17 protein-coding genes are annotated in these 16,501 nt (G+C 42.6%); 7 read left to right on the top strand and 10 right to left on the bottom strand.

The window, feature by feature from the left end:
- Positions 1 to 22 precede the first annotated feature (22 nt).
- Positions 23 to 1,339: an adenosylhomocysteinase gene (gene ahcY / locus POW22_RS03990; RefSeq protein WP_272831329.1), complete on the top strand. Its 1,317-nt coding sequence runs from the start codon at positions 23 to 25 to the stop codon at positions 1,337 to 1,339.
- Positions 1,340 to 1,395: 56 nt separating this feature from the next.
- Here the strand turns inward: ahcY and POW22_RS03985 are convergent, their stop codons facing one another.
- A complete protein-coding gene (locus POW22_RS03985) occupies positions 1,396 to 2,238 on the bottom strand; it encodes a hypothetical protein (protein WP_272831328.1) in 843 nt (280 codons plus the stop codon).
- Positions 2,239 to 2,319: 81 nt separating this feature from the next.
- Between POW22_RS03985 and POW22_RS03980 the strand changes: the two genes are divergently transcribed.
- Positions 2,320 to 2,679: a TM2 domain-containing protein gene (locus POW22_RS03980; RefSeq protein WP_272831327.1), complete on the top strand. Its 360-nt coding sequence runs from the start codon at positions 2,320 to 2,322 to the stop codon at positions 2,677 to 2,679.
- A gap of 152 nt (positions 2,680 to 2,831) precedes the next feature.
- Complete coding sequence (locus tag POW22_RS03975; protein WP_272831326.1) at positions 2,832 to 3,179, top strand: hypothetical protein; 348 nt, start codon at positions 2,832 to 2,834, stop codon at positions 3,177 to 3,179.
- Between the two features lie 33 nt (positions 3,180 to 3,212).
- Here the strand turns inward: POW22_RS03975 and POW22_RS03970 are convergent, their stop codons facing one another.
- Together POW22_RS03970 and POW22_RS03965 are read right to left on the bottom strand one after the other, a co-directional pair.
- Positions 3,213 to 3,968, bottom strand: a complete 756-nt coding sequence (locus tag POW22_RS03970) for a LytR/AlgR family response regulator transcription factor (protein ID WP_272831325.1) — start codon at positions 3,966 to 3,968, stop codon at positions 3,213 to 3,215.
- Complete coding sequence (locus POW22_RS03965; RefSeq protein ID WP_272831324.1) at positions 3,968 to 5,032, bottom strand: sensor histidine kinase; 1,065 nt, start codon at positions 5,030 to 5,032, stop codon at positions 3,968 to 3,970. The genes POW22_RS03970 and POW22_RS03965 overlap by 1 nt, the downstream gene beginning before the upstream one ends.
- A 235-nt stretch (positions 5,033 to 5,267) precedes the next feature.
- Between POW22_RS03965 and POW22_RS03960 the strand changes: the two genes are divergently transcribed.
- Both POW22_RS03960 and POW22_RS03955 read left to right on the top strand, forming a co-directional pair.
- On the top strand, positions 5,268 to 7,649 hold the full coding sequence (locus tag POW22_RS03960; RefSeq protein WP_272831323.1) for a TonB-dependent receptor: 2,382 nt from the start codon (positions 5,268 to 5,270) through the stop codon (positions 7,647 to 7,649).
- Positions 7,650 to 7,659: 10 nt separating this feature from the next.
- Positions 7,660 to 8,463, top strand: a complete 804-nt coding sequence (locus tag POW22_RS03955; RefSeq protein WP_272831322.1) for an SDR family NAD(P)-dependent oxidoreductase — start codon at positions 7,660 to 7,662, stop codon at positions 8,461 to 8,463.
- 63 nt (positions 8,464 to 8,526) lie between these two features.
- Here POW22_RS03955 and rpmA read toward each other — a convergent pair whose 3' ends face one another.
- The 7 genes from rpmA to mutY form a co-directional block, all read right to left on the bottom strand.
- Positions 8,527 to 8,790, bottom strand: a complete 264-nt coding sequence (gene rpmA, locus POW22_RS03950) for a 50S ribosomal protein L27 (RefSeq protein ID WP_272831321.1) — start codon at positions 8,788 to 8,790, stop codon at positions 8,527 to 8,529.
- A 20-nt stretch (positions 8,791 to 8,810) separates the two neighbouring features.
- Positions 8,811 to 9,350 carry a 50S ribosomal protein L21 gene (gene rplU, locus POW22_RS03945; protein WP_272831320.1) on the bottom strand — a complete coding sequence of 180 codons (540 nt, stop codon included), beginning with the start codon at positions 9,348 to 9,350 and terminating at the stop codon, positions 8,811 to 8,813.
- 155 nt (positions 9,351 to 9,505) lie between these two features.
- Positions 9,506 to 10,393, bottom strand: coding sequence for a DMT family transporter (locus tag POW22_RS03940; RefSeq protein ID WP_272831319.1), 888 nt, complete (start codon positions 10,391 to 10,393; stop codon positions 9,506 to 9,508).
- A gap of 51 nt (positions 10,394 to 10,444) precedes the next feature.
- Positions 10,445 to 10,999: a gliding motility lipoprotein GldD gene (gene gldD, locus POW22_RS03935; RefSeq protein ID WP_272831318.1), complete on the bottom strand. Its 555-nt coding sequence runs from the start codon at positions 10,997 to 10,999 to the stop codon at positions 10,445 to 10,447.
- Positions 10,996 to 12,306 carry a gliding motility-associated protein GldE gene (locus POW22_RS03930; RefSeq protein WP_272831317.1) on the bottom strand — a complete coding sequence of 437 codons (1,311 nt, stop codon included), beginning with the start codon at positions 12,304 to 12,306 and terminating at the stop codon, positions 10,996 to 10,998. The genes gldD and POW22_RS03930 overlap by 4 nt, the downstream gene beginning before the upstream one ends.
- A gap of 18 nt (positions 12,307 to 12,324) precedes the next feature.
- The gene (locus POW22_RS03925; RefSeq protein WP_272831316.1) at positions 12,325 to 12,780 is read right to left on the bottom strand and encodes a single-stranded DNA-binding protein; all 456 of its coding nucleotides are present in this window, start codon (positions 12,778 to 12,780) and stop codon (positions 12,325 to 12,327) included.
- A gap of 41 nt (positions 12,781 to 12,821) precedes the next feature.
- The gene (gene mutY / locus POW22_RS03920) at positions 12,822 to 13,880 is read right to left on the bottom strand and encodes an A/G-specific adenine glycosylase (protein WP_272831315.1); all 1,059 of its coding nucleotides are present in this window, start codon (positions 13,878 to 13,880) and stop codon (positions 12,822 to 12,824) included.
- 121 nt (positions 13,881 to 14,001) lie between these two features.
- On the opposite strand from mutY, the gene POW22_RS03915 reads away from it, so the two are divergent.
- Together POW22_RS03915 and POW22_RS03910 are read left to right on the top strand one after the other, a co-directional pair.
- A complete protein-coding gene (locus POW22_RS03915; RefSeq protein WP_272831314.1) occupies positions 14,002 to 14,292 on the top strand; it encodes an HU family DNA-binding protein in 291 nt (96 codons plus the stop codon).
- Positions 14,293 to 14,585: 293 nt separating this feature from the next.
- On the top strand, positions 14,586 to 16,127 hold the full coding sequence (locus POW22_RS03910) for a ribonuclease E/G (RefSeq protein ID WP_272831313.1): 1,542 nt from the start codon (positions 14,586 to 14,588) through the stop codon (positions 16,125 to 16,127).
- Positions 16,128 to 16,501 lie beyond the last annotated feature (374 nt).

Here is a 16,501-nt window from a genome sequence, read left to right as displayed (position 1 = left end):
TATTAAAATCAAATATACATATATGTCTACGAATACAACTGCATATACGCCCTACAAAGTTAAGGACATTAGCTTGGCCGATTGGGGAAGAAAAGAAATTGAATTAGCGGAAGCTGAAATGCCTGGACTTATGTCCTTGCGTGAAGAGTACAAAGATGAGCAACCTTTAAAAGGAGCTCGTATCGCTGGATGCCTACACATGACCATTCAAACGGCGGTATTGATTGAAACACTTGTAGCCCTTGGTGCTGAAGTAACTTGGAGCTCTTGTAACATCTTCTCAACTCAAGATCAAGCTGCTGCTGCTATCGCTGCTGCTGGAGTGCCTGTTTACGCTTGGAAAGGCATGAACGAACAGGAATTTGACTGGTGTATTGAGCAGACACTTTTCTTCGGAGAAGATCGTCAGCCTTTAAATATGATCCTTGATGATGGAGGAGATTTGACCAATATGGTATTGGATAAATACCCAGAATTGGTTGATGGGATCAAAGGGCTATCAGAAGAAACAACCACTGGAGTTCACCGTTTGTATGAGCGTATGACCAACGGTACTTTACCGATGCCTGCGATCAACGTAAACGACTCAGTGACCAAATCTAAGTTTGACAACAAATACGGTTGTAAAGAAAGTGCTGTTGATGCGATCCGTAGAGGAACAGACATCATGTTGGCTGGAAAACGCGTTGTAGTTTGTGGTTACGGAGATGTTGGTAAAGGAACTGCGGCTTCCTTCCGCGGAGCTGGAAGTATTGTAACAGTGACGGAGATCGATCCGATCTGTGCTTTGCAAGCTGCTATGGACGGTTATGAAGTGAAGAAACTAGAGACCGTTATTGGTAATGCCGATATCGTGATCACGGCTACAGGGAACAAAGACATCGTTCAAGGAAAGCATTTTGAAGCTTTAAAGGACAAGGCTATTGTTTGCAATATTGGACACTTTGATAATGAGATCGACATGGCTTGGTTGAATAACAACCACGGAAGCACTAAGGTAGAGATCAAGCCTCAAGTGGATAAATACACCCTTAATGGCAAAGATGTGATCATCCTTGCAGAAGGGCGTTTGGTAAACCTTGGAGTAGCTACAGGGCACCCGAGTTTTGTAATGAGTAATAGCTTTACCAACCAGACTTTAGCGCAGATTGAGCTTTGGAACCACAGCGACAAATACGAGAATCAAGTATATATGCTGCCTAAACACTTAGATGAGAAAGTAGCAAAATTACACTTGGCTAAGATTGGTGTTGAGCTTACGGAGCTTAGAAAAGAGCAAGCCGATTATATCGGGGTTCAACAACAAGGGCCATTCAAACCAGAATACTACAGATACTAAACTAAAAGTATCCTGATATAAAAAACCCTCGTACTTAACGAGGGTTTTTTTATGCTTTATTGTTTGATCAGCAGCAGGGTGGCTTTTTCACCTTTCTTCATATTGGTGATGGCCTCAATCTGATTTATGGAATCGGTTAGGTTGAGCTGAATGGTATTGGCACCAATGGTTCCGGCACTGGTCGCCTCAACTCTTAACTCCACAGGCTGACTGGATAGTTTTATTTTGAACGATTGCGGTTTGAGACCGATAGCTGCATCGCGCAGCAAAACCTTATCATCTGCATAGATGGTGATCTTATCGCCGTCTTCTTGACCCACATCCACCACAGTCAAAGTGACTACATCATCTCTGGAGAACACCTGCAGGCGCTCGTTGGCATTTAAGAAGTTGGTGTTGAGCGAATCCAAAGTTCTTACCAGATTTACGGCATCTTTCTTTTCTTGACTCACTAAAATGCTCTTATCAACCGTATTGTCTAAACGTCTGGCCTTCTTTTCAACTTTGACCAGAGATTTCATCTCAATCTCTCCATCAATACAGGAGACCCCATCATCAAATTTCCCGACAAAAGTTCCCGAGAGCTTTCGACGATCATTCAATTTAGCCAATCGACCCTCAAAGTGGATATAACAAAAATCGTTCTGTGTTATGGGAGATTTCGTATATACAATTCCTGACTCGCGAAACTTGAGTTGCTTCTCTTTATCATCATAGGTCCCAGTGATCATAGACTTGGTCTCATGAGGCCCAGAAAGGTCTGTAACAGAGTATCCTTTGATGAATCCGTTGGTCTCTTCAAAGCTTAGTTTATAGGAGATAAAAGAGGAATCTGTTAGGGTGATCACTCCAATATATTCATGAGTTTTTTGAGCCGTAACCGCGCTCGAGCTGAGCAAAACAGCTAAAATTATTGTTAAAAGGCGCATTGAATTCAAATGATGTTCTGTATCTTGGTGTAAACTTAATCAATACAAATTATGAAATTGAAGTTTCTACTTTTATTTTTTGCATTGATCCTAGCCGCTCCGGTAGCGCAAGCTTCTTTCCCGGTGCAGCGAACTGCGACCGTGTCTGTTGAGGCACAAAGCGATGAAAATGCTGAAGTACTTTACTCTCCTGCAGCAGCGGGACAGAAAAGTCAAGGTGTAGCTTTATTGCTTTGGTTGTTCCTCGGTGGACTTGCAGCACACAGATGGTATTTAGGTAGTCCATGGTATTGGAACCTACTTTTCATCATCACTGCTGGAGGTTTGTTAGTTTGGGCCATTATCGATTTAATTGACATCATAACCGGTAATTATCCGGCTAAAGGTGGATTTAAGTCTGAATTCTGGTAGGATCTTGACGCCAAAAAGCACAAAGAACCCTCGCTGAATGCGGGGGTTTTTTTTATTCCTTCCATCAAAAGCTTCTAAATACCCTGCACTGGGTATGTTCTTCTGCGCCTAGATACTGCACTTTTGTCTTGAAAATGTAAAGTATCACTTAGATGAAAAAATTATTTGTATTAGGTCTACTAGCCCTTAGCGCCATAAACCTTAGTTGCGACGAAGAAGCTTTAGCAGCAGCCGTTCTTGGAACAGCAGATGTACATTTCACCTTAGCCGAGAGTTATGGAGAAATTGTAGAAGTTGAAGTAGACGGACTGACCAAAACTGTAGTACCGGGCACAGGCTCTTTAGATCCTTGTGACGGCGGAAATTATGTGGGTATCGCTACTTTCCTCTTTGTATCTGGAGCCACTAAATCTTATACCGTTCGCGCTTTAGACGGAGAACAGGTGGGAAGCGGAACCGTAACGGCAGACGCCGAATGTGTCGAAGTATTTTTGAATTAGCCAAAAGACTTGTAGCGAATCATTAAGGGTTCGCTACAGGTCTAACCAACGTTTAAAATTAGTGGTTCGTTCTCTAGAAACAATCACTTGCTCTGTTTGATTGGGATCTAATCTAAGTAGCAATCGGCTATTAAAATAGGTATGGATCTCTGCTACGGAATCAACAGTGACGATAAACTTTCTGTTGATCCGAAAAAAGTCCACAGGATCTAAGATCTCTTCCAATTGATCTAAGGTATACTCCACGGGATGCCGCTGCCCTGCCTGGGTGTAGAGAAAGATCAATCCATCTTCTGATTTGAAATAAGCAATATCACCAACCTTAAAGCTACTGTACTGATTACCTACTTTGATCATGAATCGCTTTTTGTAGGTCTTGGTCATCATTTGCTTTAAGTTCTGAACCGCAGTCCAATCTTCACGAGGGGGTTGAACGTCAAATTTTCTAAACTTTTTTAAGGCCTGTTCTAAGTCGCGTTTATCTATGGGTTTAAGCAAATAATCCAATCCGTTGTACTTAAAACCTCGAATTGCATATTCGTTATAAGCAGTGGTAAATATTACCGGCGGATGCTCCTGCAAACCGTCCAAAATATCAAAGCCATAGCCGTCATTGAGTTGAATGTCTAGAAAAATGAGTTCGGGCATTGGGTTTTGCTCAAGCCATGCAGTTGCTTGTGCTACAGAATGCAGTTGGGCTTTGATTTCCATTTCCGGAGCCAATTGTCCCACTAGATCTTGCAAGCGATTGGCTGCTATACTCTCATCTTCAATGATTACGGCTCGCATTAGGAAACAGAAAGTTTTACAGGTTCAATAGCACTTGCCTTGAGCAAGGGAAGCTCTACGGTAAAATTACCATCGCGCTGTTCAATGATCACTTCTTGTCGGGTGTAGAATTTATATCGATTTTGAATGTTCGTTAAACCAACTCCTGTTGAAGGTTCTTTCTTGATGCGCTCTTGTAAATTGTTGCGCACCACCAATCGCTGAGAACCTTTAGTGTATAATAAAATATGGAGTTTCTCCTCGGGAGAATACTTGTTGTGCTTGAGGGCATTTTCTACAAGCATCTGTAAACTCAAGGTTGGTATCATATATTGCGAGGTATCTACATCAATCTCCAAGGTGATATCTAGAGCATCATTATGACGTACCCGCATCATAAACATAAATGAATCCAAAAAGGCGATTTCTTTATCTAAGCTGATCAGATCCTGATCTCGATTGTCTAAAATGTAGCGATAGCAAGAGGCCAATCGGCTAACAAAATCAGAAGCCAAATCCCGATCCTGATACATCAAAGAAGTCAAGATATTCAAACTGTTAAACAAGAAGTGCGGACTGATCTGACTCTTAAGTGAATCATACTTACTCTGGGTGACCTCTTGGCTGAGTTGCGCCAAACGTTGTTCTATATGCTGCTTTTGTTTGCTGATGTGATACATCATATTGAACACCAAAACCGTTGATCCAATTAGGAACGCCCGCAAGAAATCGGTTCTCCATTGTAACCACGGATCGACATTATCATCGCAAAACCCAAAATGAAAAAGACCCACATAGTAGATCAGGCCTGCCATTGGAAGCATAATTGAAATACTTTTAAGCAGAATGATCCAGGCCTCACTCATTTTCATACTTCCATGAATGGATCGCTGCTGCGCCTTTCTAATAAACCAATCATTAACCTCCCAGGTGAACATGATCATAAAGAAAGCCGTGGAATAATAAAACAGGGAAGTGGGATTGAAAAACCAATCCTCATCATCTTTCGCAATGGTCAATTTAACGGAGAAAAAAACCACATTGACTACCAAAAAGCGAAACACTAATGTCTTGATACGCTGCATACTCATAACAATCAAAGGTACTCTTATTTCTAAAGCGTACCAGTCGCAGCCAAACGAATTGACAATAAAACGGCTGAATTGTCATATTCCGAATTGAACTGTATTTTCCTATAAATGCCATAATCAAAACGGTTCATTAAGTGATTTTGCTGCTTTAACGGAGCGATCGACATTCGCTCTTTTTTTAATTGTAGCGTTAGGGTGTTGCACAGAAATTCGCAGAAAAATAGATACCATGAAAACAAAAATTTTGCTCGTTCTTCTGTTGACATCAGCTTGGCTTAGTGCTCAAACCAACCAAATTTCAGGCGTAATCATCGATGAACAATCCGAACTCCCCTTGGCGGGCGCTTCTGTAGTACTTTTAGAAGTTGAAGGCGTTGGAGCCATAACAGATTTTGACGGTTATTTCACTTTGGAAGATGTGCCTGTAGGGCGTCAAAACTTAGAAATCTCCTATATCGGATATGAAACTCGCACCATAAATAATGTGGTGGTAACCTCCGGAAAAGCGGCAGTTGTGAACGTTTCACTGATCGAATCCTTTGATCAATTGGATGAAGTAATACTCACCTCTAAAGCAAGCAAAAGAAGACCCATCAATACCCTCGCCACGGTTTCCGCCAGACAATTCGGGATGGAAGAAGTCACTCGCTTCTCAGGGGGCCGATCTGATGTTGGTCGTTTAGCTGCAAACTATGCAGGTGTTTCAGCACCTGATGACAGTAGAAACGACATTGTAGTACGCGGAAACTCCCCAACCGGATTGTTGTGGCGTCTAGAAGGCATCCCGATTCCAAGTCCAAATCACTACTCTACCTTGGGAACAACGGGTGGGCCAGTATCTGCATTGAATCCAAACCTTTTGAAGAATTCAGACTTTTTAACCTCTGCCTTTCCATCAGAATATGGAAACGCCGTTGGCGGCGTCTTTGATTTAGGTTTTAGAACGGGTAATAAAGACGATTACGAATACACCGGCCAAGTGGGTATATTCACAGGAGTTGAGGCCATGGCAGAGGGCCCATTGGGTAACAAGCGTGGCTCGTTTCTAGTGGCCGCGCGTTATTCATTAGTAAGTCTTTTAGGTGTTGGTGCTGGAGGAACCTCAGCAACTCCAGATTACAGCGACCTCTCTTTCAATATTGATTTTGGAAAAGGTAAAGCCGGAAACTTCTCACTCTTTGGAATCCTGGGTACTTCAAGTATTGACTTTTTAGGTGATGATATTGATGAAGATGATCTTTTTGCAGCGGAGGATGAAAACGCTTTTGCCGACTCAAACTTCGGAGTCATTGGGCTCAAGCATCAGATCGCGCTTTCTGAGAACTCGTTCATCCGATCTGTGATTGCCACCTCTACCAACGGAAATGAATTCACTGTAGATCGTTTCATAGATAAAGACACAGATCAAGAGCGCGTGATTCGATTCACCGAAGCCGACGACACCGAAAACCGCCTCAGTGTATCGAGCTTCTTCAACACCAAGATCAACAACAGATTGACGCTTCGTACTGGAGTACTGTTTGAATCTTTTGGAATTGACACCAACTTTAAAGACCGCACCGAACAACCCGATTTGGACGGTGATGGCGACCCAGACTTGACGATATTTAGAAGTATTGATGATCGACTCGCGCTAATACAGCCTTATGTACAAACGCAGTTTCGTTTGTCTAAAAGCCTTACCCTAAATGCAGGAGTCCATGGACAATACAGTGATCTTAACGAACAATTTGTTATTGAACCGCGACTGGGATTGCAATACAAAGTTGCTCCAGCTCATCAACTGAGTTTTGGGTTTGGAGTCCATCATCAGAACCAGCCCTTACCAATTCTGTTTCTGAATCAAACCGTAGACGGGCAACAGATACAGCCCAATCTAGGCCTGGATTTTGTCCGCAGTGATCACTATGTCTTAGGATATGATCTAAAGATCGCTAAAGATTGGCGTGCCAAATTAGAAGTGTACTATCAAGATTTGACCAATGCCGCTGTAGAATCTACTCCATCGAGTTATTCTGGCCTTACAGAAGGGGCTGACTTTGGATTCAATAATGATGTAACTGGTTTGGTCAATGCCGGAACTGGTTTTAATCAAGGCCTTGAATTGACTGTAGAAAAGTTCTTCAGTGAAGGATACTACGGCTTGCTTACGGCATCCATCTTTGAAAGCAAGTATGAAGGCAGCGATGGCATTGAACGCAACACGCCTTTCAACAATGGTTATGTATTGAACTTTTTAACTGGTCGTGAATTCCCAATTGGGAAGCAAAAGAAAGATGTAATCTTTGCTGATACCCGCGTCACCTTTGCTGGCGGACGCTACTTCACTCCAGTAGACCTGGCAGCTTCACAGGCAGCAGGATTTGAGATCACTCAGGACGAACTGGCTTTTAGCCAACAGTATGACGATTACTTCCGTTGGGATGTAAAAGTGGGAATTAAGCTCAACAGCCGTAGCAATAAGACGGCTCATTCGTTCTATTTAGATATACAGAACCTCACCAACAATGAGAACGTTTTTGTACAACGTTATAATCGTTTAACTAATAATATTGATCAAGTGAATCAAATCGGTCTGTTCCCAGACTTCGGTTATCGCTTTGAATTTTAAACCTACCCCCATGGACAAGAATTGTAAGTTCAAAAATAAATACGGGCAATGGGCTCTGGTTACCGGAGCCTCCTCAGGAATTGGTGCGGCTATTGCCTATCAGCTGGCAGAAAAGGGCTTCAACATTATTCTTTGCGCCAGAAACCAAAAGAAGCTGGACAAGATGGCAAGAAAGATCGTTTTTCAATATCCAGTCTCTACAGAGGTAATCACCAAAGACCTGTCCGTATTAGAGCAGGTGCATCAACTTTGTGAAGAGGTCAAATCCTTTGAATTGGGGCTCGTGGTGCTGAATGCTGGTTTTGGCACCTCTGGAGACTATATTAACTCAGACCTAGATACCGAACTCAACATGCTCTCCTTGAATTGCATTTCCGTTGCTGCTTTGGCGCATTATTTTGGGCGTCGTTTTGCTGAGCAAGGTCGCGGTGGCTTAATTATGCTGAGTTCTATTGTCGCCTTTCAAGGCACTCCGGGAGCCGCAAATTATGCAGCATCCAAAGCCTATGTTCAAAACTTGAGTGAAGGGCTGTATCACGAACTAAAACCATTTAATGTAGATGTGCTTAGTGCAGCTCCGGGACCAGTAGAAACAGGTTTTGCTGCGCGAGCTAATATGCAAATGGAAGGGCAATCCCCTTCTATAGTGGCTCGGGATATCTTGAGTAGTCTGGGCAAACGCAATACCACCTTCCCAGGAAGGGTATCCAAAATGCTGATCTTTGGATTGCGTTCTGTACCGCGTTGGGGCAAAGTTTTGATCATGAAAAAGGTCATAAGATCCATGACGGAGCACCGTCAAAAAGCAGCATAACACCGCAGCATAAAAAAAGCCCCTGCATTCGCAAGGGCTTTCTAATTCTGTACAACGTCTTTCTTAAGCTTCTCCGTGAGGAACAATTGAAACGTAAGACTTGTTGTTGCGTTTTTTCTCAAACTTCACAATACCGTCTACTTTGGCATGTAAGGTATGATCTTTTCCGGCGTATACATTCTCACCTGGATTGTGAGCAGTACCGCGTTGACGTACGATGATGTTCCCAGCAACAGCAGCCTGTCCACCAAAAATCTTTACACCTAAGCGTTTCGATTCTGATTCTCTACCGTTCTTCGAACTACCAACTCCTTTTTTGTGAGCCATCTTTTCTCGGTTTTAAGTGATTATTTGCTTAATGCAGTGATTAGATCAGCTTTCTTCATTGAAGAAATTCCGGTGATCCCAGCTTCTTTAGCCATCTCTTTCAATTCAGCAACGGTCTTTTTAGAAAGATCGTCTGTTGCAGGAGCGGCCTCAGCTTTAGGAGCTGCAGCTTTAGTTTCTTTTTTAGGCGCTGATTTCTCAGCTTTTGGAGCAGCCTTTTCAGCTTTAGGAGCAGCTTTCTTAGCTCCAGAAGCAACAATGCTCTCAATTACGATCTCAGACAAGTGTTGTCTGTGTCCGTTCTTTACTTTGTAACCTTTGCGACGTTTCTTTTTGAATACGATCACTTTGTCACCTTTTAAGTGCTTAAGCACCTTGGCACCTACTTGGGCACCTTCTATAACCGGGGCGCCAACAGTAACTTTGTCTCCGTCACCAATTAGAAGTACGTTGTCAAATGCAACTTGCTTACCTTCTTCAGTGGCCAAACGGTGTACAAAGACTTTTTGGTCTTTCGCAACTTTAAATTGCTGCCCTGCTATCTCTACAATTGCGTACATGGCGTAACGTTTGATTAATTTGTTTTTTAAACTTTCCTCAGATCAGCAAAAACAATATTGCCTAAGAGGGGTGCAAATATAGGGCTAAATACCAAAAACACAAACGGTTTGCTTTAAATTTAAATACAGAATAAGGGCGTGTAAATTCTAGCTTTTTAGCTTCTTGGAAGTCCGACCTCGATTCGCCCAATAAACCCAAAGAGAATGAGTAAGGATGCTAGTGCTTCTTGAACGGTAAAACGCTCTCCATCTAAAATACCCCAAAGCACAGCAACTATGGGCATCAAATAAGTCACAGAGGCTGCAAATACAGGCGTTGCCATCTGCACCAGTTTATTGTACAACACCTTGGCCATGGCCGTTCCGAACAAACAGAGCACCACCAAATAACCCAAAGAGGAAACTACAGCTTCATTCTCTAGCGGGTTGGTTTTGAGGAAACCATCCCAGACCAATACCAAAAAGGCGGGTATCATAATGGCAGCAAAGTTTCCTGCGGCAATAGCTAATGGAGGAACTTCCTGTAAGTGCTTTTTTATGATGTTAGAATTGGTCGCATACATCACAGAGGCTACCACTACAAAAAGCGCATAGAAGTAATTCTGATCTGGTTTAAGGGCCGCTCCACCCAAGATCAGCAATACGGTTCCGACAAATCCTATAACCACACCAATTACTTGTTGTCTGGAAGTGCCTATACCAAATAGGCTAACACCAATAATGATGGTATTTAAAGGAACTAAAGAGTTTAAAATGGAGGCAATGGCGCTGTCAATCTCCGTTTCAGCAAAAGCAAAGAGAAAGGCGGGAAAGAAGGTTCCTAAAAACCCAGAGATAGTGATCCACAGGAGGCTTTTCTTTGGAATCTTTCGGAGCTTGCTCCAACCCGCAATCAGCAGAAATGCACCAGAAATCAGAACGCGTAAGGCTCCGAGTTGAATTGGACTCAGACCGATAAGCGCTTTTTTAATAAGGATAAAAGAGCTACCCCAAATCAGTGCTAAAAGCACCAAAAACACCCATTTTAGATTGGCCTGTTGCATGAAGTTGCAAAGGTCTTAAAAATTCAGGGAGTAGACTATTTAAATTAATGCTTATTCTTCCCAGCTCATTGATTCCATCATACGACGCACGTCATTACGCAGGTATTCCACTGCAGGTAAGATAGAATCAAAATTGGGCTTGGCGTTGAAATAAACAGATCCTGTCACAAAGTGATTGATGGAATCCGTTACGTAGAATTGCGATTGGGTAGCCGCGTCACCATCGATCATATAGAACATTCCGTAGACCTTATTTATAGGATCGATTCGAGGTTGTTCTAAGATCTTATTGGCCTTAACGGTGTGATCATAGGTCAACTTCTGGGCATCAAACAAGAGCGAATCCAAGTTGTTCTCCACCGGGCGATAGGTCAAATAAATGGTTGCATCAATAGCCGGATAATGCACATTGACCCAACAATTATTGCGCTGTTGAAGCTCTGCAATCTGATTCACACTAAAAGAGTAGTTGCAGTCAAACTCTGCCTGGGCATAAGTTGCCTCCGGATATTCCAAGCGCAATTGTGCAGCAGGTTTAACCACTACACGATCTTGGCAACTCGCTAAAAGCACTATCGATATTAAACACGCAAACAGGTATCTCATTCCTTAATGGTCAATTTGATTTGTTTGATCCTTTTGTTCTCAAAGGCCTCTATGGTAAACGTATAGTGTTCAAACTTTAGTACCTCATTCTTCTTCGGGAATCCTTTAGCGATCTCTAAAAGAAAACCTGCCAGAGATTCAGCTTCTCCCTTATTTTCTTCAAAAGCGGTTGGATCTTCCAAGCCGATGACCTTGTAAACATCTTTTAGAGGAGTTTTGCCTTCAAAGACGTAAGTGGTGTCATCCAGTTTGGAGTAAATGATGTCGTCATCGTCAAACTCGTCGGAGATCTCACCAACGATCTCCTCCAAAATATCTTCTAAAGAAAGTAAGCCGCTAGTGCCTCCGTACTCATCAACCACTATGGCCAAGTGCATCTTCATCTCCTTGAATTCCGCCAAGAGGTCATCTAACTTTTTATTCTCCGGAACAAAGTAAGCCTCGCGTTGCAAAGAGACCCAATCCAATTTCTTCTCACCTAAGAACGGCAGCAGATCCTTCACATAAAGCACGCCAGTAATCTTGTCAATATTGTCTTGATAGACCGGGATTCTCGAGTATCCATTGCTCACGATCTCTGGCAAAATAGCTTCAAATTCCTGATCGTTGCTCAAGGCAAACAGATCCATACGCGGTTTCATTACCTGCTTGGCATCGGTGTTTCCGAAGGTCACAATTCCTTGCAGGATCTTTTGTTCTTCTTGGGTGGTGTCGTCTTCTGAGGTGAGCTCCAAAGCTTGAGACAGTTGATCTACACTGAAATTAGATTTTTTACGCCCAAATCGACCCTCAATAAAACGCGTAATGGAACGCATGGGTAGGGAGAGCGGTGAAAGCAATACCTCCAAGACCTTTAAGGGATAAGCCATAAAAAGTGCAAAGGACATATTGTTTCGGGAAGCATAGATCTTGGGTAAGATCTCTCCAAAAAGCAAAATGAAAAAGGTCACTACGCCTACTTCAACGATGAAGCGTACGGGAATGCCTAGAAAATCAGTAGTGAGACCGCTAAAGAAAACCTCTGCAACAGAATCAAACAAGAGAATGATTGCAATATTAATGAAGTTGTTCGAGACCAAAATAGTGGCCAAAAGCTTCTTGGGTTTGGACAAAAGTTCCCCAACGATCTCTAGTTTTTTGGAAGGCTTTTCCCCTTCTGATTCCAAATCCGTAGAGGAAAGGGAAAAGAAAGCCACCTCAGAGGCTGAGATCAGCGCTGAGCAGAGTAAAAGCAGCAGTATTACTGCCAAACTTATGGCGTTGGAATAAGCTAGAGTTAACAGTATACTCGGAGGTTCCAGGTCCAAGGGCGAATCGTTTAGTTACTAAAAAGGAAGATCGTCGTCGTCCTCTTCTACAGGTGCCGGAGCAGCTGGTTTTGCAGCAGGAGCGGCTTGTGGAGCTGCTGCTGGTGCAGCCATCCCTCCAGGAGCGCCTCCTTCTGTTTTCGGGGTCAAGAATGTGAAATCCGTACATTGGATCTCTGTGGAATAACGGTCATTTCCTTGCTCGTCTTGCCACTTGCGGGTCTTTAGGCGACCTTCTATATAAACCTTATCTCCTTTATTGAGGTATTTTTCACAGATCTCAGCTGCCTTATTTCTTACCACAATATTGTGCCACTCGGTATTCGAAACCTTTTCTCCAGTGGTTCTGTTGGTATAGGTTTCATTGGTGGCCAAAGGAAATCGCCCAATGGCTCCTCCACCTTCAAAATAGTGCATTTTCACCGCGTCTCCGGTATGTCCAATAAGGATCACTTTGTTGATCGTCCCGCTCATAGTTCTGTCATCTTGAAATCAAATATACCTAATTTTTCCACTTAAAAGTTGTAGCTGTTTATAAATCGTTCCAAAACTACAGGAACAGGAAAATCCTGCAATTGATCCTGAGAAATAGCCCCTTCCAAAGCAGTTTGATAGCTGGCGATCCAGAAGGTAATCTCTAAATGTTGATGCGATAATTTATGTCTTACAGGTTCATCGTTATAACGCAGCAATTCGGGTGAATGACCCGCTTTAAAGATTTCCTTGAACACTGTGGACCCTGTGACCTCCTCTGCGGTTGCCGGAGCTGCTGTTTCTAGATTGGGAAATTCAAAGAGTTTGTGCCAAATTCCTTTAGTCTCTTTTTGGATCAGTAGGGTTTGCCCTTCAGGACCTTGGGGCACTATATAATTAAAGTAGCGCTTGCGCACTTTGGTCTTGCCTTTCTTTACGGGCAAGGAACCGATTTTGTCTGTAGCTAGAGCAATACATCGGTCTTTAAAAAAACAATCTGGACAATCCGGGTTTCTGGGTTTGCAAAGCCGCGCTCCAAATTCCATCATGGCTTGATTAAAGGTTCCAGGCTGGCTTGGATCAATGAGTTCTTGCGCCAAGGCTTTAAACTCTTTTTGGCCAGCACTACTATCAATGGGAGTATCAATTCCGAAGCTACGTGAAAGCGCCCGGTATACATTTCCATCAACTACAGCAGCAGCTTCATCAAAACAAATGGAGGCAATTGCAGAAGCCGTATAATCCCCAACCCCTTTGAGCTTTTTTAAGTCCTTATAGTTATTAGGGAAAACCCCGCTGCACTCAAAAGCAACATATTTAGCCGTGGCGTGGAGATTTCTCGCCCTGGAATAGTATCCTAAGCCTTGCCACAACTTTAAAACCTCTTGCTCACTAGCATTGGCCAGGTCTTCCACCTTGGGGAAATGAAGCAAAAACTTCTCGTAATACGGCAAACCTTGTTCAACTCTGGTTTGCTGTAACATGATTTCTGACAACCAAATTTTATAGGGGTCCTTGGTCTGTCGCCAAGGCAGGCTGCGCTTATTTTGTAAGTACCACGCAATTAGTGGTTTAGAAAATGAAGCATTGGGTAGGTTCATACAGACGAAGGTAGCCGATATCTCGTTATTTTTTAAGCAATTAAGCTTTATTAATTGAATTTAAAATGTTTATATTTGCGCTCTTGTAAAATTATCCCTTAAACAAAAAAATATATTAATAATGACGAAAGCAGATATCGTAGCGAGAATTTCAGAGAAGCTAGGAATGGAAAAAGGAGATGTTCAAGCTACTGTTGAATCATTTATGAGCGAGGTTAAGAATTCTTTGGAAAGTGGTGACAATGTTTACCTAAGAGGATTCGGAAGTTTTATCATCAAAACTCGCGCGGAGAAAACCGGAAGAAACATTTCTAAGAATACAACAATCAAGATTCCTGCACACAATATTCCAGCGTTCAAGCCTGCAAAAGTATTTGTAGAGAGCGTGAAGTCTAACGTGGAGGTTAAATAATAACACTAATAGATCCTGACCTATGCCAAGTGGTAAGAAAAGAAAAAGACATAAGGTAGCGACGCACAAGCGTAAGAAAAGAAGACGCGCTAATCGTCACAAGAAAAAGTAGTGTAACACTACTTTTTTCGTATTCAGCATTAACAAATCGTTCTTTGATACTGAATTTGCCGCCCGCTTAGCTGAGCGAAAAGGCTGGCTTATTCACTGGTTTTAGAAGTAAAACCTGTAAAATAATATGTTTAATCCATCTGTGATGGCCTTAGGGCTTCATGGATATAAAATTACATCGAGTGAACTACGAATTATTTATTAGATCCGGTTCCTCTGAAGTTGATTTTGCCCTTTTAAAAGATGGAAAACTAATTGAACTGCATAAAGAAGAAGACGGTAACAAATTTTCTGTAGGTGATGTTTTCATTGCCAAGATCAGAAAGACCGTGCCTGGCCTAAATGCAGCATTCGTGAATGTGGGTTACGAAAAGGATGCCTTTTTGCACTATCACGATCTGGGGCCTAACGTGCCTTCTTTAATGAAGTTCATAAAACGTGTAAGCACAGGTAAACTTAAAGAGTATTCTCTAAAGAACTTTCCTTTTGAAAAAGAGATTGATAAGCACGGAAAAATTAATGACGCGCTTAAAAACAATCAATCGATTTTGGTTCAGGTTGTAAAAGAGCCAATCTCTACCAAGGGACCCCGAATTTCTTCGGAACTGTCCATTGCCGGTAGATATATTGTATTGGTTCCTTTTTCCAATCGGATCTCGATCTCTCAAAAGATCGGCACCAAAGAAGAAAAAGACAGACTAAAGCGCCTGGTGACCAGTATTCAACCCAAAGGTTTTGGGATCATAGTACGCACCGTGGCAGAAGGAAAGAAAGTAGCTGAACTGGACAAAGACCTGCAGAATTTAATGGACCGCTGGACGGCCATCTGCAAGAAGCTACAAGGGGCACACCTCCCCTCAAAGGTGTTAAGTGAGATGAGTAGGGGAACCTCCATGATTCGCGACTTGATGAATGACAATTTTAGTGCCATTCATTGCGATGACGAGCAACTCTACTATCAAATTAAAGATTACGTGCAAGAAATTGCACCCAAGAAGGAGAGCATTGTAAAATACTACGATTCTAAAGTTCCGATTTACGAGAAGTTTGGAATTGAAAGACAGATCAAGACCTCCTTTGGTCGAACGGTATCGACGAGCAAAGGCGCCTATTTGGTAATTGAGCACACCGAGGCCCTCCACGTTATTGACGTGAACTCTGGAAACCGATCCAACAAATCCAAATCGCAAGAAGACACAGCCTTAGAAGTGAATTTAATTGCGGCTACTGAGGTAGCGCGACAACTGCGTCTTCGTGATATGGGTGGTATTATCGTGATTGACTTTATCGATATGAGTAAAGCACCACACCGACGCGAACTCTACAACCATTTACGTAAAGAAATGGAAGACGACCGAGCAAAACACAAGATTTTGCCGCCGAGTAAATTTGGACTCATCCAAATTACAAGACAACGCGTACGTCCGGAGATGAACATCAAAACTCGCGAAGAAAACCCTAACGGGCAACCGGGTGAGATTGAAGCTCCAATTAGTGTGGTACATAGGATTACCGAAGACCTAAAGCGCTTAAGTAAAAAAGACTATAAAAATCTGACGTTAAATACGCATCCTTTTATAGCGGCCTTCTTAACCAAAGGCTTTCCATCTGTGCGAACCAAATGGTTCATGGAGCACAAAAAATGGGTAAAAATCCAACCTAGAGATGCTTACACGTATCTGGAATATCATTTTAAAGATAAAAATGGTAAGAAAGTAAATTAACCCTAAGAAACCCTCATCGCTTTTGCGGTGGGGGTTTTTTGTTTTATTCTCTTTTCATTTTTGGGCATGCCCTCTCTTTGTTCGGGTCGGGCTTTTCGCAGTACACGGTACTTTGCTGCAATCCCTCATGCGATTAGAGCAGTTACGGACATCGAGTGATTTGCGAAGCAAATAGTATCGAGATGACAACTCAATTGCCTGCCGCTAACGCGGGTGCCTCACTCAAACATCCCCCGGATGTTTGGTTTTCATTGAAAACATCGTTCGCCAAGGTCATCGAGTGTTTTGGCCGAAAGTCAAAATGTATTGAGATGACATTTAAGAGATTGCCTTCCGCTTACGCGGCTGCCTCTTAAAAAATGTCTACTAGACAT

It is taken from the genome of Gilvibacter sediminis (genome assembly GCF_028561565.1).
Classification (GTDB): domain Bacteria; phylum Bacteroidota; class Bacteroidia; order Flavobacteriales; family Flavobacteriaceae; genus Gilvibacter; species Gilvibacter sediminis.
Note: the sequence above shows the minus strand (reverse complement) of the source record. Positions and strands in the feature narration are given on the sequence as shown.

Bases quoted from the DNA above. Each gene is read 5' to 3' on its own strand.
- POW22_RS03960 (WP_272831323.1), top strand. From the start codon at position 5,268: ATGAAAACAAAAATTTTGCTCGTTCTTCTGTTGACATCAGCTTGGCTT.
- POW22_RS03915 (WP_272831314.1), top strand. From the start codon at position 14,002: ATGACGAAAGCAGATATCGTAGCGAGAATTTCAGAGAAGCTAGGAATG.
- POW22_RS03980 (WP_272831327.1), top strand. From the start codon at position 2,320: ATGAAATTGAAGTTTCTACTTTTATTTTTTGCATTGATCCTAGCCGCT.
- POW22_RS03940 (WP_272831319.1), bottom strand. From the start codon at position 10,393: ATGCAACAGGCCAATCTAAAATGGGTGTTTTTGGTGCTTTTAGCACTG.
- gldD (WP_272831318.1), bottom strand. From the start codon at position 10,999: ATGAGATACCTGTTTGCGTGTTTAATATCGATAGTGCTTTTAGCGAGT.
- POW22_RS03970 (WP_272831325.1), bottom strand. From the start codon at position 3,968: ATGCGAGCCGTAATCATTGAAGATGAGAGTATAGCAGCCAATCGCTTG.
- POW22_RS03965 (WP_272831324.1), bottom strand. From the start codon at position 5,032: ATGCAGCGTATCAAGACATTAGTGTTTCGCTTTTTGGTAGTCAATGTG.
- POW22_RS03955 (WP_272831322.1), top strand. From the start codon at position 7,660: ATGGACAAGAATTGTAAGTTCAAAAATAAATACGGGCAATGGGCTCTG.
- rplU (WP_272831320.1), bottom strand. From the start codon at position 9,350: ATGTACGCAATTGTAGAGATAGCAGGGCAGCAATTTAAAGTTGCGAAA.
- mutY (WP_272831315.1), bottom strand. From the start codon at position 13,880: ATGAACCTACCCAATGCTTCATTTTCTAAACCACTAATTGCGTGGTAC.
- rpmA (WP_272831321.1), bottom strand. From the start codon at position 8,790: ATGGCTCACAAAAAAGGAGTTGGTAGTTCGAAGAACGGTAGAGAATCA.
- ahcY (WP_272831329.1), top strand. From the start codon at position 23: ATGTCTACGAATACAACTGCATATACGCCCTACAAAGTTAAGGACATT.
- POW22_RS03925 (WP_272831316.1), bottom strand. From the start codon at position 12,780: ATGAGCGGGACGATCAACAAAGTGATCCTTATTGGACATACCGGAGAC.
- POW22_RS03975 (WP_272831326.1), top strand. From the start codon at position 2,832: ATGAAAAAATTATTTGTATTAGGTCTACTAGCCCTTAGCGCCATAAAC.